The following is a 24,963-nucleotide window of genomic DNA, read 5'->3' as shown; positions in this document are numbered from 1 at the left end:
TAACTACATCACGACATCACGTCGACTGGAGACACCATGACAACAGCCACCGCCGCCGGCGCGCGTCCTGACGCGCACCAAGGCGATCACATTGCCAAGCACCCTTGGCGTGCGGTCATTTCCGCGTCCATCGGCAATGCGCTCGAATGGTTCGATCTGGTGGTGTACGGCTTCTTTGCCGTGACCATTGCGAAGCTGTTCTTCCCGACGCACGACGACACGACGTCGTTGCTGCTCACGTTGGGCACCTTCGGCGTGTCATTCTTCATGCGTCCGCTGGGTGCGATCGTCATTGGTGTCTACGCCGACAAGCAGGGGCGGCGCGCGGCGCTCACGCTGACCATTCTGATGATGATGGTCGGCACCGCGATCATCGCGTTCATGCCGACGTACGCTTCCATCGGCGTGCTGGCGCCCGTGGGGATCGTGCTGGCGCGGATGATTCAGGGCTTTTCTGCGGGCGGTGAATTCGGCAGCGCGACAGCGTTTCTCGCCGAGCATGCCCCACGGCGACGCGGCTTCTTCGCGAGCTTTCAGGTCGCGAGTCAGGGGCTGACGACGCTGCTCGCTGCCGGGTTCGGCGCATTGCTCACCAGCACGCTGTCTCCGGAACAAATGCAGAGTTGGGGCTGGCGCGTGCCGTTCCTGTTCGGTCTGTTGATCGGCCCGGTAGCGTATTACATCCGTCGCCATGTCGACGAGACGCCGGAGTTCCTGCAAGCCGAGCCGACCGAGACGCCGCTGCGCGACACGCTGGAGCATCAGAAGATGCGCCTGCTGCTGGCCGTGGGCGCTGTCGTCGTCGCGACGGTGTCGACGTATCTCGTGCTGTACATGCCGACCTATGCGATCAAGCAGTTGGGGTTGCCGGCATCGGTTGCGTTTGCCGCGACGGTGGCCACGGGGCTCGTGCAGATGTTCCTGTCGCCGGTAGTGGGCGCGTGGTCCGACCGTGCCGGGCGCACAAAGCCGATGATGATTGCGGCGGCCGCGCTGCTGGTGCTGATCTGGCCGATGTTCTGGCTGCTCTCGACGTACCCGAGCTTCGGCATGATGCTCGCGCTGCAAACGGTGCTGGGCGTATTGATGACGGTGTACTTTGCGCCGCTGCCCGCACTGGCCTCCGAGATCTTCCCGGTGAAGACGCGCACCACCGGCTTGTCGCTGTCATACAACCTGTCGGTGACGTTCTTCGGCGGCTTTGCACCGTTCATCCTGACGTGGCTCATCAACGTGACGGGCAGCAAGCTGGCACCGAGCTTCTACATGATGGCCGCTGCGGCGATCGGGCTGCTCGCCCTGAGCCGGATATATCGCCATACCGGGGTGCGGTAACCCAACCCTGATTCGCTAATACCAGTGACTGAGGCCATTTCATACGAAATGGCCTCAGTTTTATCCCGCCCTTGAAGTGACATTTCACAGTTCGTCGGGGGAACTGTTCGTATCTCCATGATCGCGTCGCAGAGTCGCTTCAGCCCGCGATTCATCCGTCGATTTCGCAGGCTTCCTCGAAACGATCCGGAGATCACGACATGAGCAACTCGATTCAAACCGATCAGAGCAGATTTGTGGCTTTGGTCAGAAAATTCTCCCAACTGACCGGCAAGGCTGTTCCCTTTAACGAAGCCGGACACGGCGCCTACTTCCTCGGCGATTCCGGGCTGAAGAATCTTGCGGATATGGTTGACGGTATTCAATCGTTCCAGAAACTGCACCCGGGCTTCGCCCAGATTATCAACGCACCCAAAACATCCTCCCCGATCAACTCAATGGCTCACGGACTGGTGATCGTCCACCAGATCGACAGCGAAGAGGTTCCGCCCGGGCTCGACAAGGCGGCAGAGGACAAGTGGCGGGAGGGGCAGAAAAACGACCGCCAGGCAGAAATGGATTCGTACATGAATCTGGGCGGGAGCATTACCCTCAAACAGGGACAGACAACCTTCGTCGATAACAATGACCGAAAGGTGAGTATCGATTATTGGGTCGTGTTCATGCATGGCCACATGACGATGCATGTGAGGTCAAACCTGCTGGTGGATAACCTGCCGACGCAGCGCAAGGAATATTCCGACGGCGAATTGACTCAATTCAAGAGTATCCCGGACCTTGAAAAGCAGGTATTCACGGAATTCAAGTTTGTCCCGGCCGGGAAGCCCGAGGAAGTCGTCGAACCACTGATGGCCGCCGCGCGTAGTTCGCAAGAGCATGGCGTGCTGGCGGTGGCGGCTGGTCCGGACGGTCACACACCGGCCACCGCAAAGCTCGATGCCCTGTTGCATTCGATGGGTGCCTTCACCTCTGGAAACAACGGCCTCGACCAGACGCTCTCGCGCTTCACTCCGGCCCCAATGGCACTGGTGGCGCTCGCCGCATCGCAATAACGCCTTTAGGGCGACACGACTCAGGCCTATTCACGTCGCGCGATCAGCACTTACGCGGGGTCCGCGAAGCGGAATTCGGCCTGCATCAAATACATCAATCTCGCAGATTCCCTCGAAATAGATTTGGAGATACCTTAATGTACGATTTCAAAACCAACGCAATCAAACAAAGATATCTTGATTATTATTCAGACAAACTATCAAGATTGACAGGAATTCAAAACACCTTGAAAAAAGGTGGCAACGCCGCACCCATCGTTTTAAATTTCACGCTGCTAAACTTGATAAAAATCACCAACAGCATTGAAGAATTTAATATACAGATCCCCGAATACATCAGCCTCATCAGCAAATCAAGCATTGTTCGAAGATTTTTCAATGGCCTAAAAACTATAGATGAAAACAAAAATATAAACCCCAACAACCCTCTACTTCTTCCAATCATTGGAAGAATTAACGGAGAAATGAATTTAAACGGATCTCAAAAAGATCTAACGGAAACACATTCCTACCAAAGCGATTCCGGAAAGAGAGTCGATATCAATTATTACCTCACCTGCCACAATGATAATTTCAGCATGGATGCGGAGGTGGTGGTGGACGGCTCTGCCCCTCAGGGCTGGCCATACCATAACCTCATCGATTTTCCGACGCCACAAGCGCTCGAAAAGCGAATACTCGAGCATTACGGCGCAACAAACGCGCGTCGCGTTCCGAGCGTCTCGTCATCGCTTGATATGGGCATCGTTGACGACCTATCGGGTAACAACGTGCTCGCACATACCGATCAGCGCCCCATCGATAGCCACGACTGTGATACACCGCGGACGTGGGGATCCGATGATCCGCGGATGCCTGTTTCGGTATCCGGACAGTTGCCGCCTGACGCCAAACTGAACAGATTGCTTGCATCCGTAAGCACATTTGGCGTTCCGGACGGTGCCGCCAAACAGGCTACATCGCCTTTCACGTTGGCTCAGGCGATGTCGGTGTATCTCGCAGCGCCTCAGTAAGGTCCACCCACCCGAGCACTTTGCGTGAAGGGCTGTCGGCGATATCTGTTCGACGATCCGCCTTTCACGCACGCTATGGCGCACCAGCGCCTCACTGCGGATACAACCCCTTCTCCCGCCCGAACAATCGCGCCAACCCGAGCAGCGCATCGATATTCGGCGTCGCCACCGACAGCGTCTGCCCCATCTCGCGCACCACGCTCACCAGCGCATCGAGTTCAATCGGCCGCCCCGCTTCCACGTCCTGCAACATCGACGTCTTGAACGCACCCAACTTCGCCGTCACCGCATGGCGATCTTCCGGCGATTGCTCAATGACGCAACCAATCTTCCCGCCAATCGCCGCCGCTTCGGCCATCGCCGCCGAACAGAACGCGCGCACGAGCGGATCGTCGAGCACGCGGTCGATGGTCGCGCCGGTGATCGCCGACACCGGGTTCATCGTCAGGTTGCCCCACAGCTTGTACCAAATGTCCTGCCGGACGTTCTCCGACGCTTTCACCTCGAAGCCCGCACGTTCGAGCAGTCCGGCCAGCTTCTGCACGCGTTCGCTGGTACCGCCACCCGGTTCGCCGATGATCAACCCACGTCCCATCTTGTGATCGACCAGTCCCGGCTCCGGGGTGGCCGCGCTTGCGTGCACCACACAGCCCAACACGTTCGCCAGTGGGATCGCTGCGCCGATGGCGCCGCCCGGGTCGACACTCGTCAACGGTTCGTCACCGAACGGCGCCACGCCCTTGCAGAACCACCACGGCACGCCGTTCATGGCCGGCAGCACAATCGTGTCCGGCCCAATCAGCGGCCCGATGGAGGCGGCCACCTGCGTGAGCGCCGGCCCTTTGACCGCGATCACCACCAGATCCTGCACGCCCAGTTTCTCTGCGTCTTCCAGCGGGTGCGCTGCGGCCACCGGTGCTGCCGAGAGCGACTCGCCCTGCTTCACGCGCCAGCCGCGCTCACGCAGCGCCGCCAGCGTCGCGCCACGCGCCAATGCGCTGACCCGTGCTTCGCCCGTCGCTGCCAGCTTCGTGCCGATCAGCCCGCCAATGGCGCCCGCGCCAATGATCGTTACCTTCATTCGTCTGCTCCGTACCAAGAATTGCCGCGACGTGCCGGCATGACCGGGACATCTTCGGATGCCGCCACCGCGTACGTCAACTACGCCTTATTTGCGGCGCGACGATAGTTCTCTTTGAAATGCTCAGGCACACGCTCATCGAAGCCCAGTGCGACACGACGCACTTCCGGGCTGTCGGTCGGGGCGTGCCCCACACCAAGCGCCGCCGCACGCGGCGCTTCGATGCCGACGACCCTGCCTGACAGTCGACCCAGTCCGGTGATCTCGCACTCGACCAGATCGCCCGCATCGACCGAGCGCGAATGACACGGCGTGCCCATCAGGATCACGTCGCCCGGCATCAGCGTGATGTGACGCGCGATGTCCGCGATCACGTAATGCGGCCCCCAGATCGTCTCATCGCCGATGTGCGCCTCCTGCACCACCAGTCCGTTGCGATACGTGCGCAATGTCTGCTCGAACAGATTCACGCCGCGCACGATGCCGGGACCGATCGGCAACAACGTATCCGCGCCCTTCACGCGCAGCATCGATCCCTGATCGGTATCGCGAAAGTCCTGCAAGCCCATGTCGAGTGCCGGGCAGAAACCCTCGATGTAATCCCACGCTTCGTCAGGCAGTACGTTGCGGCACGTCCGGCTGATCACCACCGCGTACTCGCTCTCGTAATTCAGATACTTGCAATCGGCAGGCTTGAGAATCTGCCCGCCGTGGCCGTTGAGCGAAGTCGGCGGCTTGGTGAAATACGTCGGTGTATCGGTCGGCTTCGGCTTGTTGCGCGTCTCCATGCTGCGCGAACGATACGAGATATGCACGGCAATGATCTTCGACGGGTCGACGGGCGGCAGATGCGCCACCGTCTGCGGGTCGACCACGCGGCCATCGTCGAGCCGCAACTGACCGCGCAGCGAACCGTCTTCGATCATCGTGCCCCAGAACGCGCTGCCGCCCAGCAGAATGCGCCGGCGTTCAACACGCGGGCCTCGCATCACGGCAGGCACTTCTTTCAGCGGAAATTCGAAATCCATCGTGTCGCTCCCTCAGGCCTGACGCGCGGTGCGGCTCGCGCTGTCGTCGCCGTCGAACCAGATATGCACGTTGCCGGTGCCGCGCGCGTTTTCGTAATCGGAGAGCACCACCCCTTTGCTGCGGCACGCTGCACCACCGAGTGCACCGACCATTTGCAGATAGTGCGCGCCGTGGGCTTCCCACGGACGCTTGCGATAGTCGCTGTCCCAGTCCGCCAGAATCTGGTCGTGACGCCCTTCGCGAAACGCTTCGATCGCGCGCTTGTCGCTCTCGATGTTCTCGGGCCGCGACACATTGCTCTCGTGAAAGATGCGCGGATGCGTCGGCTTCCAGTCGATGCCGTTGAACTTGTGACTCAGCGCACCGGACGCCAGCATCACCACGCGCAAATCGCTGCGGCGAATCGCCTCGCCGATCACTTGCCCCGATTGCAGGAAATGTTCCGTCTCGCAGTTCTGGCACGAACTCACCGTCACGATCGGCCACGCATCGAGCCGCATCTGCTTGATGACGTTGATCGTCGGGTAGTGACGCGGCAAATCGGGATGCTGCACGGCACGCGCACGCACGCCCTTCTCGCGCGCCACGGCTTCCACGGCGAGCGCGAGTTCGGGATGACCACGATAGTCGTACGGCACACCGTGCAGATACCACGGCATTTCGTCGGAGACGTACATGCCCGAATAACGCGCGCCGCCGTCGATCAGGTGATAGCCGGTCGTGAACCAGTGCGAATCGAAAATCAGCACGACATCCGGCTTCGCTGCCGCAATTCGCTCGCGCACTCGCGTGTACCCGGCGATCAAATCCGAATCCGCTCCTGCGCCCTGCAAGACACGAAATTCCTCACACTGCATCAAACCGGGATGGTGCGACACGAGTGCCGCGCCGACGATCTGTCCCATGGTGTTCTCCTCAATCTCTTTTGTTTTTTACTGAATGCGGCGATGCCATCAGCGATGATCAGCGATGGCTGAAGCTCGCCTTGAATGGCTGTTTCGGCACGACGACGTCCTTCACGTCGCAGAAGAATTCGAAGCTCCACTCGCCGCCTTCACGGCCCACGCCCGAGCGCTTGATGCCGCCGAACGGTGCGGCGAGATCGCGAATGCCGAAGCTGTTGACCCAGATGAAGCCGGTACGCACGCGCTGCGCGATGGCGATGGCATGCGCTTCGTCGCCGTAGCAGACGCCGCCGAGTCCGAAATCGGTGCCGTTGGCCATATCGACCACGTCGTCGTCGCTTCGGAACGTCTGCAACGTGAGCACCGGCCCGAAGACTTCCTGCTGCACGATCTCGTCGCGTTGACGCAAGTCGGTGAGCAGCGTCGGTGCGAAATACTGCGCACCGAACGGATGACGCTTGCCGCCCCACAGCACGCGCGCGCCGCCCGCGACGGCACGCTCGACAAAACCTTCCACACGCTCAAGCTGACGCGGATGAATGATCGGGCCGACTTCCGTCGCCGCCTCACGCGGGTCGCCCACGACGAGGCTTTCCACCAGCGTGCGCAGCGTCTCGGTGAAACGTTGCGCGACATCGGCATGCACGAGCAGTCGCGTGCCTGCGAGACACACCTGCCCCGCGTTGCGATACATCAGTGCGGCCGTGGCGGCGGCAGCGTCCAGATCGGCGTCGGCGAGCACGATGAAGGCCGACTTGCCGCCGAGTTCGAGACTGCACGGCACCAGATTCGCGGCGGCCGTTTTGGCAATCCATTTCGCCGTCGTGACCGACCCTGTGAACGAGATCCGTGCGAGGCGCGAATCGCTCACCAGCGCCGCCCCCGTCACCGCACCCGAGCCCTGCAACAAGTTGAATACGCCGGGCGGCAACCCCGCTTCTTCCGCACAATCGGCCAGCAGCGACGACGTGAGCGGCGCCCACTCGGGCGCCTTGAGCACCACGGTGTTGCCGGAGGCGAGCGCCGGACCAATCTTCCACGTCGCCAGCATCAACGGCGAATTCCACGGCGTGATGATGGCCACCACACCCGCCGGGTCGTGCCGCACCAGATGGCGCGCCTGCGGTGTCTCGATCACGCGGTCCTGCAACATCAGTGCATGCTCGGCAAACCATGTGATGTTCTGCATCGCGCGCGGCACCACGCCGTGGGCCATGCGCGAGCGCAACACGCCAGCATCGTGGCTCTCGAGCGTGGCGAACGCTTCTGCGCGCCGCCCGATCGCGTCGGCAAAGCGTTGCAGATACGGCTGACGAGCGGCCGCGCCCAGCGCCGCCCAAGCCGGGAACGCCTGCGCGGCCGACGTGACGGCAGCGTCGACGTGAGCGAGATTGCCGCTGGCGATATGACCGAGCAGCGTCTGATCGATGGGGGAAACGCATTCGAACGTATCCGGCGACGCCACGCGTCGACCGTCGATGAAATGATCTGGCGACACCGGGATGCCGGCGACGTCAAAACGGGAAGCGCTCATGCGATGCCTCGTTGGGGGAAAGTGGGGAAATTCAATCTGCCGGGCCGGCAAACTTCGCGGCGAGCGCACGGCTCGCGTTGGCGAGCAGCGACGTGTCGATGCCGACGGCGATGAAGGTCACGCCAAGGTCGAGGTAGTGGCGCGCCAGCGCCTCGTCGACACATAGGATGCCGGCCGGTTTTCCGGCGGCGCGAATCCGCGCGATACCGTCTTCGATGACCTTGCGCACGTCCGGATGGGTTGCCTGACCGAGATAACCCATCGACGCGGCCAGATCTGCCGGGCCGATGAACACGCCATCGACACCGTCGACCGACGCGATGGCATCGACCTGCGCAAGGGCCTCGGCGGTTTCTACCTGCACCAGCAGACACGTGGTGTCGTTCGCCGCATGCAGATAGTCGTCGTAGCGATTCCAGCGCGACGAGCGGGCGAGCCCGCTGCCCACGCCACGCGTGCCCTGCGGCGGATAGCGCATGGCGCTGACCAGCGCCGCCGCCATGTCCGCGGATTCGACCATCGGCACGAGCAACGTCGTCGCGCCGATTTCGAGCACCTGCTTGATGAGCACCGCATCGCCCTGCGGCAAACGCACGACCGGGTGCGACGGATAGGGGGCGACCGCCTGAAGGGCCGCGAGCGTCGAGCGCAGATCGTTAGGCGCGTGCTCGCCGTCGATCACGATCCAGTCGAAGCCGCTGCCGGCGCACAGCTCGGCGGCGTACGGCGTGGCGAGTCCCATCCACAGGCCGATCTGGCGCTGCCGGTTGGCGAGCGCCTGCTTGAATGCATTCGGGGGCGTTTTCATGAGGTCGGTTCCGAAGTTCGGGGAGTCGGTCAGACGAAGCGCACACCGATCGCCCCCAAGGGGCCGTAATCGGCGTGAAAGACATCGCCCGCCTTGCAGGCGACCGGTCGCGTGAACGACCCGGCGAGCACGATCTCGCCCGCCTGCAAGCCTTCGTCAAAGGCCCCCAGTTTGTTGGCGAGCCACGCGACACCGTTGCCCGGGTGATTCAGCACTGCGGCGCTCAGGCCCGATTCTTCGATCACGCCATTGCGGTAGAGCAGCGCCCCCGTCCAGCGCAGATCGATGGCATCCGGTTTGACCGGGCGCCCGCCCAGCACGATGGCGGCATTGGCCGCGTTGTCGGCGATGGTGTCGAACACTTTGCGCGGTGCCTGCGTGTCGCGGTCGAACAGCTCGATGCGGCCGTCGATCAGCTCAAGTGCAGGCGTGACCCATGCCGTGGCGTCGAGCACGTCGAACAACGTGACGCCCGGGCCCTTGAGCGGCTTGGCCAGAATGAACGCCAGTTCCACTTCGAGACGCGGCACGATAAAGCGCCCCGCTTCCAGCGTGGCGCCGTCGGCGACGAGCATGTCGTCGAGCAACGTGCCGTGGTCAGGTTCGGTGATTTGCGCGGCAACCTGCATCGCGCGCGAAGTCAGTCCAATCTTGTGACCGATCACGCGGCGGCCTTCGGCGTATTTCAGCGCGAGCCACGCTTGCTGAATCGCGTAGCTGTCGGCGATGGAAATGTCGGGGTAGCGGCGCGAGAACTGCGTGACCGGCGTGCGGCTGCGCTCGGCGTCATGCAACTCGCGGGCAAGGGCTTGATGAATCGACGCATCCAGCATCTCGTTTGTCTCCGTAGCGCCGCCGCTCGCTCGGACGCATGGGGTGCGCAGAGCGCGATGTGGGGCGGCGCGGTTCTTGTCTCGGTGCGCTCTATTCTTGCGGCTCGGCGCCTGCGGAACAATCAATCGATTTTGGGCGATTAGTAAGCAAAACTGGATAATCGTCAGCCGCCCCTCAGGTCCTCTCAACGCCCTTCAGCGCCCGTCTTCGGCCCGAAAGACCCTACTGTCGCAATCCAGCCACGGCCTCAACTACCCGTTGAAATTCACGAACGGCATTCGGCTTCCCCGGCTTCTTCTCGCATTTCTTCGCTTTTGTCGCCCTTTTCCAAGCAATGTGTCCGTTTTTGCGTACCGCTATGCGCACCACGGCTGCGCACCCGCAAATACCGATTCTCGATCAGCAATACCCATTAAAAATGAGAGTGATTTGCATTTATAATCCGCGACGTTTTATTACAACGCATTACTCATAACAACCGACCGCGCCCGGGGGCTCGCCAAGAGCGAAGGCCGCGCTCGTCACACTCACGAAGTCTCGAAGGTCAGCAAAGATGAAGATGTCCGAACGTCGCCGCGCGTCAGCGTCGACCACTTTCAGCGCCGCCGTGTTGCCGGCAGCCCGCCTCCCCCGTGCCACCGCCTGTGCCGCCGCCCTGTTGATGGCCACGCTCGGCGTCGCCCATGCCCAGCAGGCCGGCAATTCGGTCAGCAGTTCGGTCGGCAGTTCGGCCAACAACGCCGCCGCCACGCGCGCCGCCGACGAGGCGAAGGCCGACGTCGAACTCGGTGCGGTCAACGTCTCGGGCGACTGGCTCGGCACAGGCTTGGATAACAGTGCGAAGACCTTCCCGGGCGCACGTACGGTCGTGAAGAAGGACCAGATCGACGCCTCGGGTGCGGCAAGCATCGGCGACGTGCTGCGCCGCGTGCCGGGCGTGCAGGCCACCGACAACTCCAGCTCCGCCGGCAGCGCCATCTCGCTGAACATCGGCGTGCGCGGTCTTGCGGGCCGTTTCAGCCCGCGCTCGACCGTGTTGCTCGACGGCATTCCGCTCGCCGTGGCGCCCTATGGCCAGCCGCAACTGTCGTTCGCCCCGGTCAGCCTCTTCAACATCGAGAGCATCGACGTCGTGCGTAGCGGCGGTGCCGTGCGCTATGGCCCGCAAAACGTGGGCGGCGTGATCAACTTCAAGACACGCTCGATTCCGAACACGCCGGGTCTGACCGGCGACGCCACCGTGCGTCAGAACATCTACACCACCGGTGGCGGCGCCAACACGCAATACGGCCTGTTCCTCGGCACGCAGATGGACAACGGGCTTGGCTTGGCACTGCTCTACTCGGGCATGGTCGGCCGCGACTGGCGCACGGGCAGCAACGAAAACGTGAACGACCTCGCGTTGAAGTGGCGCTACGACATCACGCCGAGCCAGCAGGTCTACGGCAAGGTCTCGTACTACGACGCCAAGTCGATGACGCCGGGTGGCCTGACGGCTGCGCAGTACAACGCCGATCCGTTCCAGAACACGCGGCCGAACGACTACTGGAGCGGCAATCGCACCGGGCTCGACTTCGGCTACCTGAACACGATCTCCGAGACGCAGGAATTCGAGCTCCGCACGTTCTTTAACGAAAGCTACCGTCAAAGCTCGCTGACCAATCTGTCGGTGCTGCCGCTCGTGACCATTCACCAGCCGCGCAACTATCAGACGTTCGGCATCGAGCCGCGTTACACGCAGCGCCTGTTCCTCGGCCCGACGGCGCATGACGTCACGGTCGGCTATCGCTTCATCCGCGAGCGCGGCGACGACAACAACTTCAGCACGACCCTGTCCAACGGCAAGAACTCGGCGACCACCACGTTCTACAACTACACCACGGCGAATGCGGTCTATATCGACGATCGCATGGCGTGGGGCAACTGGCGTCTGACGCCGGGCGTGCGCTACGAAATGATCGCCTCGCAGCGCGTCGACAAGGCCTCGGGCAGCACCTTCCGCACCGACAACAACAAGCCGCTGCCGTCGGTGAACCTGTCGTATCTGGTGAACAGCGCGTGGACAATCTTCGCGGACTACAGCACGTCGTTCGGCCCGGTGCAGAACACGCAGCTGAACTCGATGTCGGCGTCGAACCCGCTTCAGCCGGAAGTGGCACGCACGTATGAAATCGGCACGCGCTGGACGGACAACCGCTGGCGCGCCGAGTTGACGGCGTTCAAGATGAAGTTCGACAACCAGATTCTGCAAGTGCCGAACGTCAGTCCGGCGACCTTCCAGAACATCGGTGCGACGAATCACGACGGTATCGAAACCGCGCTCGATTACACCTTCGATCGCGACAGCGTGCTGCGCGGCCTGAACCTGTACGCGAACTTCACGTACGTGCGTGCGATCCAGAAGTCGGGCACGACGGCCGGTCTCGACGTGCCGTTCTACTCACGCTTTACCGACACGCTCGGCGCGCGCTACGCGATCGGTCAGTGGACCCTCAACGTCTCGACCACGCACCAAAGCTCGCAGTACTCGGACTTGGCGAACACCGAAGCGCAATCGGCCGACGGGACCAACGGCAAGGTGCCGGGTTACCGTGTGTGGAATCTGCAAGCGATGTACAAGCTGCCGTTCTACAAGAACGCCGATGTCACCGTGGGCGTGAACAACGTCTTCGACAAGCGCTTCTATACGCGTAACACCGATCAGAACGGCGGCATCATGGTCGGCGCCCCGCGTATGGTCTACGTGCAGGGCCACTTCGGGTTCTGATCGTGACGGCGTAGTCGTCACGTAGCAAGAAACCGCAGGCAAAAAAAAAACGGCACCCCGCAAAGGGTGCCGTTTTTCACATCAACTTCTGTCGCAACAAAGTCAGAGGTGGCAGCGCCGGTTTTCGCCAGCGCCGCCCGCCTCCTTACTCTGCCGTCGGCTCTTCCACCGATGCGGGCATCGGGGCAAACGCCTCTTCCAGAGCGATCTGGTCGTGACGCTCGCGATCCGACGTTTCGCGGGCCTTGCGGGCCTTGTGATACGCCAGACCCGTACCTGCCGGGATCAGACGGCCGACGATGACGTTTTCCTTCAGGCCACGCAGGTCGTCCTTCTTGCCCATGATGGCGGCTTCGGTCAACACGCGCGTCGTTTCCTGGAACGATGCCGCCGAGATGAACGAGTCCGTCGACAGCGACGCCTTCGTAATACCCAGCAACACGTTCTCGTACTGCGCCGGACGCTTGTCCAAAGCGTTCATGGCGTCGTTCTCGTCGAGCATGTCCGAGCGTTCGACCTGTTCGCCGGTGATGAAGCGCGTATCGCCCGAATCGACGATCTGCACACGACGCAGCATCTGGCGAACGATCACCTCGATGTGCTTGTCGTTGATCTTCACACCCTGCAAACGGTACACGTCCTGAACTTCGTCGACGATGTAACGTGCCAGTGCCTCAATACCCTGCAAGCGCAGAATGTCGTGCGGATCGGCCGGGCCGTCCACGATCATTTCGCCCTTGTTCACCACCTGACCGTCGTGCACCAGCACCTGCTTTTCCTTCGGAATCAGGAACTCGTGCTGGTTACCGTCCAGATCGGTAATGACCAGACGCTGCTTGCCCTTGGTGTCCTTACCGAACGACGTCGTACCCGTGACTTCGGCCAAAATGCCGGCGTCCTTCGGTGCACGTGCTTCGAACAGTTCGGCCACACGCGGCAGACCCCCGGTAATGTCGCGAGTCTTTTGCGCTTCGGTCGGGATACGTGCAAGCACTTCACCCACCGGCACTTGCTGACCGTCCTTGATGGTGATCAGTGCGCCCACCTGGAAGCCGATCGTCACAGCGTGATCGGTACCCGGGATCTTCACTTCCACACCATTCTCGTCGAGCAGCTTGACCTGCGGACGCACGTTCTTCGACGCCGGACCACGACGCTTCGGATCGATCACGACCAGCGTGGACAGACCCGTCACATCGTCGATCTGCTTGGCAACCGTGACACCTTCCTCGACATTCTCGAATCGGGCGAAACCGCCGTGTTCGGTAATGATCGGGCGCGTCAGCGGATCCCACGTACCGAGTTGCGTACCGGCCTTGACCTGCGAACCGTCCAGATGCAGCAGCGTCGCGCCGTACGGCACTTTGTGACGCTCGCGCTCGCGACCGTGATCGTCCGTGATCAGGATTTCACCCGAACGCGAAATCACGATCTGCTCGCCGCGGCCATTCGTCACGTAACGCATCGTTGCCGTGAAGCGAACCGTACCGTTCGACTTGGCTTCGATCGACGAGGCCACTGCCGCACGCGATGCCGCACCACCGATGTGGAACGTACGCATCGTCAGCTGCGTGCCCGGCTCACCGATCGACTGTGCTGCGATCACGCCGACGGCTTCGCCGACGTTCACACGCGAACCGCGACCCAGGTCACGGCCATAGCACAGTGCGCACAGACCGTAACGCGTATCGCAGGTCAGCGGCGTGCGCACGCGCACTTCGTCGATACCCAGCGATTCGATCGTTTCGACAACGTCTTCGTCCAGCAGCGTGCCGGCCTCGTACACCGTCTCTTGCGTTTCCGGATTCACAACATCCGACACGGCCACGCGACCCAGAATACGGTCACGCAGGGCTTCGACCACTTCACCGCCCTCGACCAGCGCCTTCATTGCCACGCCGTTGCTCGTGCCGCAATCGTCTTCGACCACGACCAGATCCTGCGTCACGTCAACCAGACGACGCGTCAGGTAACCCGAGTTAGCCGTCTTCAGTGCCGTATCCGCCAGACCCTTACGTGCACCGTGGGTCGAGATGAAGTACTGCAACACGTTCAGGCCTTCGCGGAAGTTCGCGGTAATCGGCGTCTCGATAATCGAGCCGTCCGGCTTGGCCATCAGGCCACGCATACCGGCGAGCTGACGAATCTGAGCGCTCGAACCGCGAGCACCCGAGTCGGCCATCATGTAAATCGAGTTGAACGATTCCTGACGCACGGTCTTGCCATCGCGATCGACCGTTTCTTCCGTCGAGAGCTGTTCCATCATGGCCTTGCCCACGGCGTCGCCGGTTGCACCCCAGATGTCCACGACGTTGTTGTAACGCTCTTGCGCCGTGACCAGACCCGACATGTACTGACGGTCGTATTCCTTGACCTTCTTCGACGCTTCGCCGATCAGCTCTTCCTTCTTCGTCGGCACGAGCATGTCGTCGACGCAGATCGAGATACCGGCACGCGTTGCGAGCTTGAAGCCCGACTGCATCAGCTTGTCGACGAAGATCACCGTCTCGCGCAGACCGCAGCGGCGGAACGCCGTGTTGATCAGCTTCGAGATTTCTTTCTTCTTGAGCGACTTGTTCAGCACCGAGAACGGCAGGCCCGGCGGCAGAATTTCGGACAGGATCGCGCGGCCGACAGTCGTCGGATACAGCGTGATCTTCGGCACGAACTTCGGCGCACCTTCCGAGGTGTCCTCGTTGTGAACCATCTCGGTGATACGCACGTTCACGCGCGAAGCCAGTTCGACTTCCTTGTTGTCGTACGCACGCAGCACTTCCGAGACGTCGGCAAACGAAATGCCTTCGCCGCGGCCGTTGATCTTGTCACGCGTCGCGTAGTACAGACCCAGCACGATATCCTGCGACGGCACGATCGACGGATCGCCGTTAGCCGGGAACAACACGTTGTTCGAGGCCAGCATCAGGGTACGCGCTTCCATCTGCGCTTCGAGCGACAGCGGCACGTGAACGGCCATCTGGTCACCGTCGAAGTCGGCGTTGAACGCCGCGCAAACCAGCGGGTGAAGCTGAATTGCCTTGCCTTCGATCAGCACCGGCTCAAACGCCTGAATACCCAGGCGGTGCAGCGTCGGTGCGCGGTTCAGCATGATCGGATGCTCGCGGATCACCTCTTCCAAGATGTCCCACACCACCGCCGTCTGGTTCTCGACTTCCTTCTTCGCGGCCTTGATCGTCGTGGCCACGCCCATCACTTCCAGCTTGTGGAAAATGAACGGCTTGAAGAGTTCGAGCGCCATCAGCTTCGGCAGGCCGCACTGATGCAGCTTGAGCGTCGGGCCCACGGTAATCACCGAACGGCCCGAGTAGTCAACGCGCTTACCGAGCAAGTTCTGACGGAAACGACCGCTCTTGCCCTTGATCATGTCAGCCAGCGACTTGAGCGGACGCTTGTTAGCCCCCGTCATGGCCTTGCCGCGACGACCGTTATCGAGCAGCGAATCCACCGACTCCTGCAACATGCGCTTTTCGTTGCGCACGATGATGTCCGGAGCCTTCAGCTCGAGCAGACGCTTCAGACGGTTGTTACGGTTGATGACGCGGCGATACAGATCGTTCAGGTCCGAGGTCGCGAAGCGGCCACCGTCGAGCGGCACCAGCGGGCGCAGTTCGGGCGGCAGCACCGGCAGCACTTCGAGCACCATCCACTCGGGCTTGATGCCCGAGCGCTGGAATGCCTCGAGCACTTTCAGGCGCTTGGCGAACTTCTTGATCTTGGCTTCCGAGCCCGTGACTTTGAGCTCCTCGCGCAGACGTTCGACTTCCGAATCGATGTCGATCGCGCGCAGCAGCTCACGCACGCCTTCCGCGCCCATCTCGGCACGGAATTCGTCGCCGTATTCCTCGACCTTGTTGTAGTAATCCTCTTCGGTCATGATCTGCCGCGCTTTGAGCGGCGTCATGCCCGCTTCGATCACCACGTAGGCTTCGAAGTACAACACGCGTTCGATGTCGCGCAGCGTCATGTCGAGCACCATGCCCAGACGCGACGGCAGCGACTTCAGGAACCAGATGTGAGCGACCGGCGAGGCCAGCTCAATGTGGCCCATGCGTTCGCGACGCACCTTGGCCAGCGTGACTTCCACGCCGCACTTCTCGCAGATCACGCCACGGTGCTTCAGGCGCTTGTACTTGCCGCAAAGGCATTCGTAATCCTTGATCGGACCGAAGATCTTTGCGCAGAACAGACCATCACGCTCGGGCTTGAACGTCCGATAGTTGATCGTTTCCGGCTTCTTGACTTCACCGAACGACCACGAGCGGATCTTGTCCGGCGAAGCCAGACCGATCTTGATCGCGTCGAACTGTTCGTCCTGCTGGACTTGCTTGAATAGATCGAGCAAAGCTTTCATTGCTTTCTCCTATATGCCTGAACGCGATTAACCGCGCTCCAGGTCGATATCGATACCGAGCGAACGGATTTCCTTGACCAGCACGTTGAACGATTCCGGCATGCCGGCATCGATCACGTGATCGCCCTTGACGAGGTTTTCGTACACCTTCGTACGACCGTTCACGTCATCCGACTTCACCGTCAGCATTTCTTGCAGCACGTACGATGCGCCGTAAGCTTCCAGTGCCCACACTTCCATTTCACCGAAACGCTGACCACCGAACTGGGCCTTACCGCCCAACGGCTGCTGCGTCACCAGCGAGTACGGACCGGTCGAACGCGCGTGCATCTTGTCGTCGACCAAGTGGTGCAGCTTCAGCATGTGCATGAAGCCGCAAGTGACCGGGCGCTCAAACGCTTCGCCGGTACGGCCGTCATGCAGCGTGACCTGGTTCTTCGACGGCGTCATGCCGAGGCCCTTCGCAATGTGATCCGGGAAAGCCAGATCCAGCATGCGGCGGATTTCCTCTTCGTGCGCACCATCGAACACCGGCGTTGCGAACGGCACGCCGTTCTGCAAGTTGCGCGCCAGCGACATGATCTCGTCGTCCGACAGGCTGTCGATATCTTCTTGCTGACCGCTCTCGTTGTAGATCTTCGTCAGGAACTTGCGAACTTCCTGGACCTTGGTGTGCGCTTGCAGCATTTCGCCGATGCGCCAACCCAGACCCTTCGCTGCCCAGCCGAGGTGCGATTCGAGAATCTGACCCACGTTCATCCGCGACGGCACGCCGAGCGGGTTGAGCACGATGTCTGCCGGACGGCCATCAGCCATGTACGGCATATCTTCGATCGGCACGATCTTCGAGACCACACCCTTGTTACCGTGACGGCCGGCCATCTTGTCGCCAGGCTGGAGACGGCGCTTCACGGCCAGGTACACCTTGACCATCTTCAACACGCCCGGCGGCAGTTCGTCGCCTTGCGTGAGCTTCTTGCGCTTCTCTTCGAAGGCCAGATCGAACTGGTGACGCTTCTGCTCGATCGATTCCTTGATCTGTTCGAGCTGTTGCGCACCTTCGTCTTCGGCCAGACGAATGTCGAACCAGTGGTAGCGGTCCAGATCAGCCAGGTATTCCTTGGTGATCTTGGTGCCCTTGACGAGCTTCTTCGGGCCGCCATTGGCCGACTTGCCCACCAGGAAACGCTCCAGACGCTGGAATGCATCGCCTTCCACGATACGCAGCTGGTCGTTCAGGTCCAGGCGGTAGCCCTTCAGTTCATCGTCGATGATCTGTTGAGCGCGCTTGTCGCGCTGGATACCTTCACGCGTGAACACCTGCACGTCGATGACGGTGCCGCTCATGCCCGAGGGCACGCGCAGCGAGGTGTCCTTCACGTCCGAGGCCTTCTCGCCGAAGATCGCACGCAGCAGCTTTTCTTCCGGCGTGAGCTGGGTTTCGCCCTTCGGCGTGACCTTGCCCACCATCACGTCACCGGCTTCGACTTCCGCGCCGATGTACACGATGCCCGACTCGTCCAGACGGCTCAGTTGCACTTCCGCCAGGTTCGAGATGTCGCGCGTGATTTCTTCAGGTCCGAGCTTCGTGTCGCGAGCGACCACGTTCAGCTCTTCGATGTGGATCGACGTGTAACGGTCTTCCGCAACGACACGCTCCGAGATCAGGATCGAATCCTCGAAGTTGTAGCCGTTCCACGGCATGAACGCGATCAGCATGTTCTGACCCAGCGCCAATTCACCCAGATCGGTCGACGCGCCGTCGGCGATCACATCGCCGCGCGCCACCTTGTCGCCCACTTCTACGATCGGGCGCTGGTTGATGTTGGTGTTCTGGTTCGAACGCGTGTACTTGATCAGGTTGTAGATGTCGACGCCCACTTCACCGGCCAGCGCTTCGTCATCGTTCGCACGAATCACCACACGGCCTGCGTCGACGTAGTCAACCACGCCGCCACGGAAGGCTTGCACCGTCGTACCCGAGTCAACTGCCACGGTACGTTCGATACCCGTACCCACCACCGCTTTTTCCGGACGCAGGCAAGGCACGGCCTGGCGCTGCATGTTCGAGCCCATCAATGCGCGGTTCGCGTCATCGTGCTCAAGGAACGGAATCAGCGAGGCTGCGACCGAGACGATCTGCGACGGGGCCACGTCCATGTACTGGATGCGGTCCGGCGTGACCATCAGCGTTTCGCCGGCTTCACGCGACGACACGAGTTCGTCGGTGAGCGAGCCGTCGGCGCCGATCGACGCGTTCGCCTGAGCGATCACGTAACGACCTTCTTCAATGGCCGACAGGTAGTCGATCTGGTCGGTGACCTTGCCGTCTTCCACCTTGCGGTACGGCGTCTCGAGGAAGCCGTATTCGTTCAGGCGGGCGTACAGTGCCAGCGAGTTGATCAGACCAATGTTCGGACCTTCCGGCGTTTCAATCGGGCACACGCGACCGTAGTGAGTCGGGTGCACGTCGCGCACTTCGAAGCCGGCACGCTCACGCGTCAGACCGCCCGGGCCCAGTGCGGAAACACGACGCTTGTGCGTGATTTCCGACAGCGGGTTGGTTTGGTCCATAAACTGCGACAACTGCGACGAACCGAAGAACTCGCGAATGGCCGACGAGATCGGCTTGCTGTTGATCAGGTCGTGCGGCATCAGGTTTTCCGACTCGGCCTGACCCAGACGTTCCTTCACAGCGCGCTCGACACGCACCAGACCAGCACGGAACTGGTTCTCGGCGAGTTCGCCGACGCAACGCACACGACGGTTACCCAAGTGGTCGATATCGTCCACTTCGCCGCGGCCGTTACGCAGATCCACCAGGATCTTGATCGTCGCGAGGATGTCGTCGTCTTCCAGCGTCATCGGGCCGAGCACGTCATCACGGCCGACGCGACGGTTGAACTTCATACGACCCACCTTCGACAGGTCGTACGCTTCTTCGCTGTAGAACAGACGGTTGAACAGGGCCTCGACCGCATCTTCGGTCGGCGGCTCACCCGGGCGCATCATGCGGTAGATCGCGATACGCGCGGCCGTACGGTCGGCGGTTTCGTCGATACGCAGCGTGGCCGAGATGTACGGGCCTTGATCCAGATCGTTCGTGTAGAGCGTCTGAATATCCGACACACCCGACTCGCGCAGCTTGAGCAGCACGCTTTCGGTGATTTCGTCGTTGGCGTTAGCGATCACTTCGCCGGTGTCGGCGTCGATCACGTTCTTCGCCAGCACGCGGCCGAGCAGGTAGTCTTCCGGCACCGAGATGAACTTGGTGTTGGCGTTTTCCAGATCACGGATGTGCTTGGCGTTGACGCGCTTGTCCTTCTGGACAATGACCTTGCCTTCGCGATCGGTGATGTCGAAACGAGCCACTTCACCACGCAGACGCTCCGGCACGAACTCCATCTGCGCGCCTTCCGGCATCAGCTTGAAGTTGTCGAACACGAAGAAGTTCGCGAGGATCTGTTCCGGCGTCAGGCCAATGGCCTTGAGCAGGATCGTGACCGGCATCTTGCGACGGCGGTCGACGCGGAAGTACAGGATGTCCTTCGGATCGAATTCGAAGTCCAGCCACGAGCCGCGGTAGGGGATGATACGTGCAGAGAACAGCAACTTGCCCGAGCTGTGCGTCTTGCCCTTGTCGTGTTCGAAGAACACGCCCGGCGAACGGTGCAGCTGCGAGACGATGACACGCTCCGTGCCATTGATGACGAAGGAACCCGTGGACGTCATGAGCGGAATTTCGCCCATGTACACTTCCTGTTCCTTGACTTCCTTGACGACGGGCTTGTTCGGCGATTCCTTATCCAGGATCACCAGACGAACTTTGGCGCGCAGAGCCGAGCAAAAAGTCAGGCCGCGCTGTTGACATTCCTTGACATCGAACGCGGGAGTACCGAGCAAATAGCTGACGAACTCAAGGCGTGCGAACCCGTTGTGAGAAACGATCGGGAAAATGGAGGAGAAGGCCGCTTGCAGACCCTCCGGTTTCCGCTCCGATGCAAGCGCTTCGGCCTGCAAGAACGATGTGTACGAGGCGAGCTGGGTAGCCAGCAAAAACGGCACCTTGTGCACGTTCGGACGCTTCGCAAAACTCTTGCGAATGCGTTTCTTCTCGGTGAAGGAATAGTGCATTACGATCTCCGAATCACTACGGTGACGACGACGGCAGGCATCGCCAACGGGTGTTCATCGACTGAGACCAGACGTCCTCCACGGCGGGCTTGCCATGGAGCAACGAGCTTGGTGGTTGGCCGCTACCAACCGCTGGCTGACGGCGACGGATGCCTGTGTTGCCCGTCGCCCGACCAAACTTGCCTTCTGCAGTCGCTTCAGAAGACAAAGAGAAGAACCGCCCTGACCTTCACGGCGCAATCTTTTCTTTGGCCTCTCTCAGTGTGTAACGCGCGTTTCAAACGCCACGATTCACACAGCCATCACTAAAACCTGTTTGACTTCAACTACTTGGCGCCTCTCTGCGCCAGCTTTCGAATACCGCACACGGGATGTGGGTTTTGCAACGCCTGAAAGCACAAAAAGGCTGACGACTTTTCGTCGCCAGCCTTCCCTACGCGCGGAGCCGAATTACTTGATTTCGGCCTTGGCGCCAGCGTCTTCCAGCTTCTTCTTGGCTTCTTCAGCAGCAGCCTTGTCGACGCCTTCCTTGACAGCCTTCGGAGCACCGTCAACCACATCCTTGGCTTCCTTCAAGCCCAGGCCGGTCAGTTCGCGCACGGCCTTGATGACGCCGACCTTGTTTGCGCCGACTTCCGTCAGGATGACGTTGAATTCGGTTTGCTCTTCAGCAGCAGCAGCACCACCGCCTGCGCCTGCCGGGCCAGCGACCGACAGAGCAGCTGCCGACACGCCGAACTTTTCTTCGAACGCCTTGACCAGGTCGTTCAGTTCCATAACCGACATCGAGCCAACGGCTTCGATGATGTCTTCTTTAGTGATTGCCATTTGTAAAACTCCTAGATTGTGTTCGGACCGAAGTCAGCGATCGTGTAACCGGGACGAGAATTAAGCAGCTTCCGCTTGCTTCTTCTCGGCCACGGCAGCCAGGACGCGAGCAAAGCCGGAAACCGGCGCTTGCATGACACCCAGCAACTTCGCGAGCAGTTCGTCGCGGCTCGGGATCGACGCCAGCGCTTGCACGCCAGCCTTGTCCATCACCTTGCCGTCGTACGAGCCGGCCTTCAAGATCAACTTGTCGTTGCCCTTCGAAAAGTCGTTCAAGACTTTCGCAGCGGCTACGGGATCCGTCGAGATACCGTAGATCAGAGGACCGGTCATCTGTTCAGCCAGGTCAGCAAACGCCGTGTTTTCCACTGCGCGACGTGCCAGCGTGTTCTTCAGAACGCGCAGGTAGACGCCTTGCTGACGCGCGCTAGCGCGAAGCTTCGTCAGATCGCCAACCGTGATTCCGCGATATTCAGCCACAACGATGGTCGAAGCACCGGCGACTTGCGCCGAAACTTCTGCCACGACGGCTTTCTTATCATCAAGATTAAGTGCCACGGTTAACCTCCAAAATTGACATCACCTCATGGTGATGCCGTTCCACTAACGGCTTACCGACATGTCTGGAGTTTCAATCACCGCGCCGGTTGTCCGTGCGCCATGATGTGACTGCATACTTGTTCGGGTTCGCCATCTGCGTTGGCTGGCGTATTAAGGGAGTGTCAGTGAATGCCCATTCCCGCCAACGGTCTTTGATAACCGAAAGCGTTTTCCGAAGAACCCGCTTTCGCCCAAAGTCTTTTGCTGCTGGCTATCGATCTCTAGGATCTACAGCCATCGCAGGGGACGCCATCACCCTGCGATTGCGATACTTTGCAGTGCCGCTCGCCGTGTCTGCCGCTTAGGCCGACAGCGACGTCTGGTCCACACGCACGCCAACGCCCATCGTGCTCGACAGGGCGATCTTGCGCAGGTAGACACCCTTGCTCGAGGCCGGCTTGGCCTTCGTCAGGGCTTCCAGGAGTGCCGACAGGTTCTGTTGCAGCGATGCTGCTTCGAACGATGCGCGACCGATCGTGGCGTGGATGATGCCGCCCTTGTCGACGCGGAATTGCACCTGACCTGCCTTGGCGTTCTTCACAGCCGTAGCGACGTCCGGGGTCACCGTGCCAACCTTCGGGTTCGGCATCAGGCCGCGCGGGCCGAGAATCTGACCCAGCGTACCGACAACGCGCATCGTGTCCGGCGAAGCGATCACGATGTCGAAGTCCATCTTGCCGGCCTTGATTTGCTCAGCCAGGTCTTCCATACCGACGATTTCAGCGCCGGCAGCCTTGGCTTGCTCAGCCTTTTCGCCTTGGGCGAAAACGGCAACGCGAACCGACTTACCGGTACCTGCCGGCAGGACGACCGAACCACGAACCACTTGGTCCGACTTCTTTGCATCCACGCCCAGTTGAACGGCGACGTCGATCGACTCGTCGAACTTGGCGCTTGCGCATTCCTTGACCAGAGCCAGAGCGTCGCCGACCGGGTACAGCTTGTTGCGGTCGACCTTGGCGGCCAATGCTTGTTGACGCTTAGAGATCTTAGCCATTACAGACCCTCCACCGTGATGCCCATCGAACGTGCGCTGCCAGCGATGGTGCGAACCGCAGCGTCCAGATCGGCAGCGGTAAGGTCAGGCATCTTGGTCTTCGCGATTTCTTCCGCTTGTGCGCGGGTGATCTTGCCCACCTTGTCGGTGTGCGGCTTGGCCGAGCCCTTGTCGAGCTTGGCAGCCTTCTTGATCAGCACGGTTGCCGGCGGGGTCTTCAGAACGAACGTGAAGCTCTTGTCCGCGAAGGCGGTGATCACCACCGGCGTCGGCAGACCCGGTTCGAGGCCCTGCGTCTGGGCGTTGAACGCCTTGCAGAACTCCATGATGTTCAGGCCGCGTTGACCCAGTGCCGGGCCCACGGGGGGCGACGGGTTGGCTTTACCTGCAGGAATCTGCAGCTTGATAAAGCCGATGATTTTCTTTGCCATGGTTTACTCCGGAACGAATATGTGGCGCATATTCGGGGTTGAGTCATAGCGCGCGTTCACCAAAAAACGGGCTACTGACGCTCCTCGGCGACGACTGTCACCAACGCAAAAACGCGCCGGACATCGCCCGGCGCATCTTATTCTTAGATCTTTTCGACTTGTCCGAACTCCAGTTCTACCGGAGTTGCCCGTCCAAAAATGGTGACGGAAACACGTAGGCGGGACTTTTCGTAGTTCACTTCTTCGACCGAGCCATTGAAGTCCGTGAAAGGACCATCCTTGACTCGAACAAACTCGCCCACTTCGAACAACGTCTTGGGACGCGGCTTTTCCACCCCGTCCTTGATTTGAGACATGATCTTGTCGACCTCGGCCTGACGAATCGGCGTCGGACGGTTGCCCGTGCCGCCGACGAAGCCGGTGACCTTGGCGGTGTTTTTCACCAAGTGCCACGTCTCATCCGTCATTTCCATCTCGCACAGCACATAGCCGGGGAAGAAACGACGTTCGGTGACCGACTTCTGGCCACCCTTGGTTTCTACAACTTCTTCGGTCGGGACCAGGATCTCGCCGAAATAATCTTCCATACCTGCGCGCGCAATGCGCTCGCGAAGCGCCTTGGCTACGCTCTTTTCCATGCCGGAATACGCATGAACGACGTACCAGCGCTTCTTACTCGGTGCAGCCCCGGTATCAGACATATCACTTCCAGCCAAGAATTAAAGAGAACACTGCCCATTCGATCGTCTTGTCGCTGATCCAAAGATACAGCGCCATGATGATGACGAACGCGAAGACAATCGCGGTCGTTTGAGCGGCCTCTTTACGGGTCGGCCAAACGACCTTACCCACTTCCCGATACGCATCCTTAGCAAAGGCCATGAAGCCCTTGCCGGTTTGCGATGCCAATCCAACACCTGCGGCAATGGCCAGAACGACGACAATGGCAGCAACACGCACATACAGTGCTTGTTGTTCCAAGGCGTAGAACGCCACGACACCAGCAACAACCAACAGCGCGGCCAGAGCCAGCAGCAGCTTGTCGCCAGTCGTACGTACAGTTTCTACGGGAGAATTCGCCATTTCCAGCTTGCAGACAGTTGTTTGGCAGGGGCAGAGGGAATCGAACCCCCAACCTTCGGTTTTGGAGACCGACGCTCTGCCAGTTGAGCTATACCCCTAAAACAGCAGCGGGGCCAGCCGCCAAAAGCTGACCCCCGTAAGCGCGGACCTTTAAAGGACCGGC

General features: G+C 60.6%; 18 protein-coding genes and 1 tRNA gene. 4 read left to right on the top strand and 15 right to left on the bottom strand.

Annotated features, from left to right (window positions below; translation table 11 throughout):
* The first annotated feature begins 36 nt into the window (after window positions 1–36).
* The 3 genes from CDV46_RS07280 to CDV46_RS26765 all read left to right on the top strand — a co-directional run bounded on the left by CDV46_RS07280 (window position 37) and on the right by CDV46_RS26765 (window position 3,400).
* Window positions 37–1,335 carry an MFS transporter gene (locus CDV46_RS07280; protein WP_087686336.1) on the top strand — a complete coding sequence of 433 codons (1,299 nt, stop codon included), beginning with the start codon at window positions 37–39 and terminating at the stop codon, window positions 1,333–1,335.
* A gap of 200 nt (window positions 1,336–1,535) precedes the next feature.
* The gene (locus tag CDV46_RS07275) at window positions 1,536–2,387 is read left to right on the top strand and encodes a hypothetical protein (RefSeq protein ID WP_087722210.1); all 852 of its coding nucleotides are present in this window, start codon (window positions 1,536–1,538) and stop codon (window positions 2,385–2,387) included.
* Between the two features lie 137 nt (window positions 2,388–2,524).
* Complete coding sequence (locus CDV46_RS26765) at window positions 2,525–3,400, top strand: hypothetical protein (RefSeq protein WP_140413313.1); 876 nt, start codon at window positions 2,525–2,527, stop codon at window positions 3,398–3,400.
* 91 nt (window positions 3,401–3,491) lie between these two features.
* Here CDV46_RS26765 and CDV46_RS07265 read toward each other — a convergent pair whose 3' ends face one another.
* The 6 genes from CDV46_RS07265 to hpaH form a co-directional block, all read right to left on the bottom strand.
* Window positions 3,492–4,481 (bottom strand): 2-dehydropantoate 2-reductase, encoded by a 990-nt coding sequence (locus tag CDV46_RS07265; RefSeq protein WP_087722209.1) that lies wholly within the window; start codon window positions 4,479–4,481, stop codon window positions 3,492–3,494.
* A gap of 80 nt (window positions 4,482–4,561) precedes the next feature.
* A complete protein-coding gene (locus tag CDV46_RS07260; protein WP_087686340.1) occupies window positions 4,562–5,509 on the bottom strand; it encodes a fumarylacetoacetate hydrolase family protein in 948 nt (315 codons plus the stop codon).
* Window positions 5,510–5,521: 12 nt separating this feature from the next.
* A complete protein-coding gene (locus CDV46_RS07255; protein ID WP_087722208.1) occupies window positions 5,522–6,415 on the bottom strand; it encodes an extradiol ring-cleavage dioxygenase in 894 nt (297 codons plus the stop codon).
* A 58-nt stretch (window positions 6,416–6,473) separates the two neighbouring features.
* Window positions 6,474–7,949, bottom strand: coding sequence for an aldehyde dehydrogenase family protein (locus CDV46_RS07250; protein ID WP_087722207.1), 1,476 nt, complete (start codon window positions 7,947–7,949; stop codon window positions 6,474–6,476).
* Window positions 7,950–7,980: 31 nt separating this feature from the next.
* Window positions 7,981–8,757 carry a 4-hydroxy-2-oxoheptanedioate aldolase gene (gene hpaI, locus CDV46_RS07245; protein ID WP_087722206.1) on the bottom strand — a complete coding sequence of 259 codons (777 nt, stop codon included), beginning with the start codon at window positions 8,755–8,757 and terminating at the stop codon, window positions 7,981–7,983.
* Window positions 8,758–8,786: 29 nt separating this feature from the next.
* A complete protein-coding gene (hpaH, locus tag CDV46_RS07240; RefSeq protein WP_087722205.1) occupies window positions 8,787–9,590 on the bottom strand; it encodes a 2-oxo-hept-4-ene-1,7-dioate hydratase in 804 nt (267 codons plus the stop codon).
* Window positions 9,591–10,144: 554 nt separating this feature from the next.
* On the opposite strand from hpaH, the gene CDV46_RS07235 reads away from it, so the two are divergent.
* Window positions 10,145–12,358 (top strand): TonB-dependent receptor family protein, encoded by a 2,214-nt coding sequence (locus tag CDV46_RS07235; protein ID WP_254915957.1) that lies wholly within the window; start codon window positions 10,145–10,147, stop codon window positions 12,356–12,358.
* Window positions 12,359–12,503: 145 nt separating this feature from the next.
* Here CDV46_RS07235 and rpoC read toward each other — a convergent pair whose 3' ends face one another.
* The 9 genes from rpoC to CDV46_RS07190 form a co-directional block, all read right to left on the bottom strand.
* Entirely contained in the window at window positions 12,504–16,727 is a 4,224-nt protein-coding gene (gene rpoC / locus CDV46_RS07230; RefSeq protein WP_058376406.1) for a DNA-directed RNA polymerase subunit beta', read from the bottom strand.
* A gap of 27 nt (window positions 16,728–16,754) precedes the next feature.
* Window positions 16,755–20,861: a DNA-directed RNA polymerase subunit beta gene (gene rpoB, locus CDV46_RS07225; RefSeq protein ID WP_058376407.1), complete on the bottom strand. Its 4,107-nt coding sequence runs from the start codon at window positions 20,859–20,861 to the stop codon at window positions 16,755–16,757.
* 450 nt (window positions 20,862–21,311) lie between these two features.
* Window positions 21,312–21,689, bottom strand: coding sequence for a 50S ribosomal protein L7/L12 (rplL, locus tag CDV46_RS07220; RefSeq protein ID WP_087686346.1), 378 nt, complete (start codon window positions 21,687–21,689; stop codon window positions 21,312–21,314).
* 60 nt (window positions 21,690–21,749) lie between these two features.
* A complete protein-coding gene (rplJ, locus tag CDV46_RS07215) occupies window positions 21,750–22,247 on the bottom strand; it encodes a 50S ribosomal protein L10 (protein WP_087686347.1) in 498 nt (165 codons plus the stop codon).
* Window positions 22,248–22,590: 343 nt separating this feature from the next.
* Window positions 22,591–23,286, bottom strand: a complete 696-nt coding sequence (gene rplA / locus CDV46_RS07210; RefSeq protein ID WP_058376410.1) for a 50S ribosomal protein L1 — start codon at window positions 23,284–23,286, stop codon at window positions 22,591–22,593.
* On the bottom strand, window positions 23,286–23,717 hold the full coding sequence (gene rplK / locus CDV46_RS07205) for a 50S ribosomal protein L11 (RefSeq protein ID WP_058376411.1): 432 nt from the start codon (window positions 23,715–23,717) through the stop codon (window positions 23,286–23,288). The genes rplA and rplK overlap by 1 nt, the downstream gene beginning before the upstream one ends.
* Window positions 23,718–23,860: 143 nt before the next feature.
* Window positions 23,861–24,418, bottom strand: coding sequence for a transcription termination/antitermination protein NusG (gene nusG / locus CDV46_RS07200; protein WP_058376412.1), 558 nt, complete (start codon window positions 24,416–24,418; stop codon window positions 23,861–23,863).
* 1 nt (window position 24,419) lies between these two features.
* On the bottom strand, window positions 24,420–24,800 hold the full coding sequence (gene secE / locus CDV46_RS07195; RefSeq protein ID WP_087686348.1) for a preprotein translocase subunit SecE: 381 nt from the start codon (window positions 24,798–24,800) through the stop codon (window positions 24,420–24,422).
* A gap of 22 nt (window positions 24,801–24,822) precedes the next feature.
* Window positions 24,823–24,898: transfer RNA gene (locus tag CDV46_RS07190), tRNA-Trp, on the bottom strand.
* Window positions 24,899–24,963: the final 65 nt, after the last annotated feature.

Source organism: Pandoraea sp. PE-S2T-3 (assembly GCF_002179965.1).
GTDB lineage: Bacteria > Pseudomonadota > Gammaproteobacteria > Burkholderiales > Burkholderiaceae > Pandoraea.
The sequence above is the reverse complement of the archived record's forward strand: the minus strand, read 5'-3'. Positions and strand labels throughout refer to the sequence as shown.

Coding starts and splice junctions, on each gene's coding strand:
- rpoB (WP_058376407.1), bottom strand. CDS start 20,861: ATGCACTATTCCTTCACCGAGAAGAAACGCATTCGCAAGAGTTTTGCG.
- rplA (WP_058376410.1), bottom strand. CDS start 23,286: ATGGCTAAGATCTCTAAGCGTCAACAAGCATTGGCCGCCAAGGTCGAC.
- rpoC (WP_058376406.1), bottom strand. CDS start 16,727: ATGAAAGCTTTGCTCGATCTATTCAAGCAAGTCCAGCAGGACGAACAG.
- rplL (WP_087686346.1), bottom strand. CDS start 21,689: ATGGCAATCACTAAAGAAGACATCATCGAAGCCGTTGGCTCGATGTCG.
- CDV46_RS07275 (WP_087722210.1), top strand. CDS start 1,536: ATGAGCAACTCGATTCAAACCGATCAGAGCAGATTTGTGGCTTTGGTC.
- rplK (WP_058376411.1), bottom strand. CDS start 23,717: ATGGCAAAGAAAATCATCGGCTTTATCAAGCTGCAGATTCCTGCAGGT.
- nusG (WP_058376412.1), bottom strand. CDS start 24,418: ATGTCTGATACCGGGGCTGCACCGAGTAAGAAGCGCTGGTACGTCGTT.
- CDV46_RS07235 (WP_254915957.1), top strand. CDS start 10,145: ATGAAGATGTCCGAACGTCGCCGCGCGTCAGCGTCGACCACTTTCAGC.
- CDV46_RS26765 (WP_140413313.1), top strand. CDS start 2,525: ATGTACGATTTCAAAACCAACGCAATCAAACAAAGATATCTTGATTAT.
- CDV46_RS07255 (WP_087722208.1), bottom strand. CDS start 6,415: ATGGGACAGATCGTCGGCGCGGCACTCGTGTCGCACCATCCCGGTTTG.
- hpaH (WP_087722205.1), bottom strand. CDS start 9,590: ATGCTGGATGCGTCGATTCATCAAGCCCTTGCCCGCGAGTTGCATGAC.
- secE (WP_087686348.1), bottom strand. CDS start 24,800: ATGGCGAATTCTCCCGTAGAAACTGTACGTACGACTGGCGACAAGCTG.
- hpaI (WP_087722206.1), bottom strand. CDS start 8,757: ATGAAAACGCCCCCGAATGCATTCAAGCAGGCGCTCGCCAACCGGCAG.
- CDV46_RS07260 (WP_087686340.1), bottom strand. CDS start 5,509: ATGGATTTCGAATTTCCGCTGAAAGAAGTGCCTGCCGTGATGCGAGGC.
- CDV46_RS07280 (WP_087686336.1), top strand. CDS start 37: ATGACAACAGCCACCGCCGCCGGCGCGCGTCCTGACGCGCACCAAGGC.
- CDV46_RS07265 (WP_087722209.1), bottom strand. CDS start 4,481: ATGAAGGTAACGATCATTGGCGCGGGCGCCATTGGCGGGCTGATCGGC.
- CDV46_RS07250 (WP_087722207.1), bottom strand. CDS start 7,949: ATGAGCGCTTCCCGTTTTGACGTCGCCGGCATCCCGGTGTCGCCAGAT.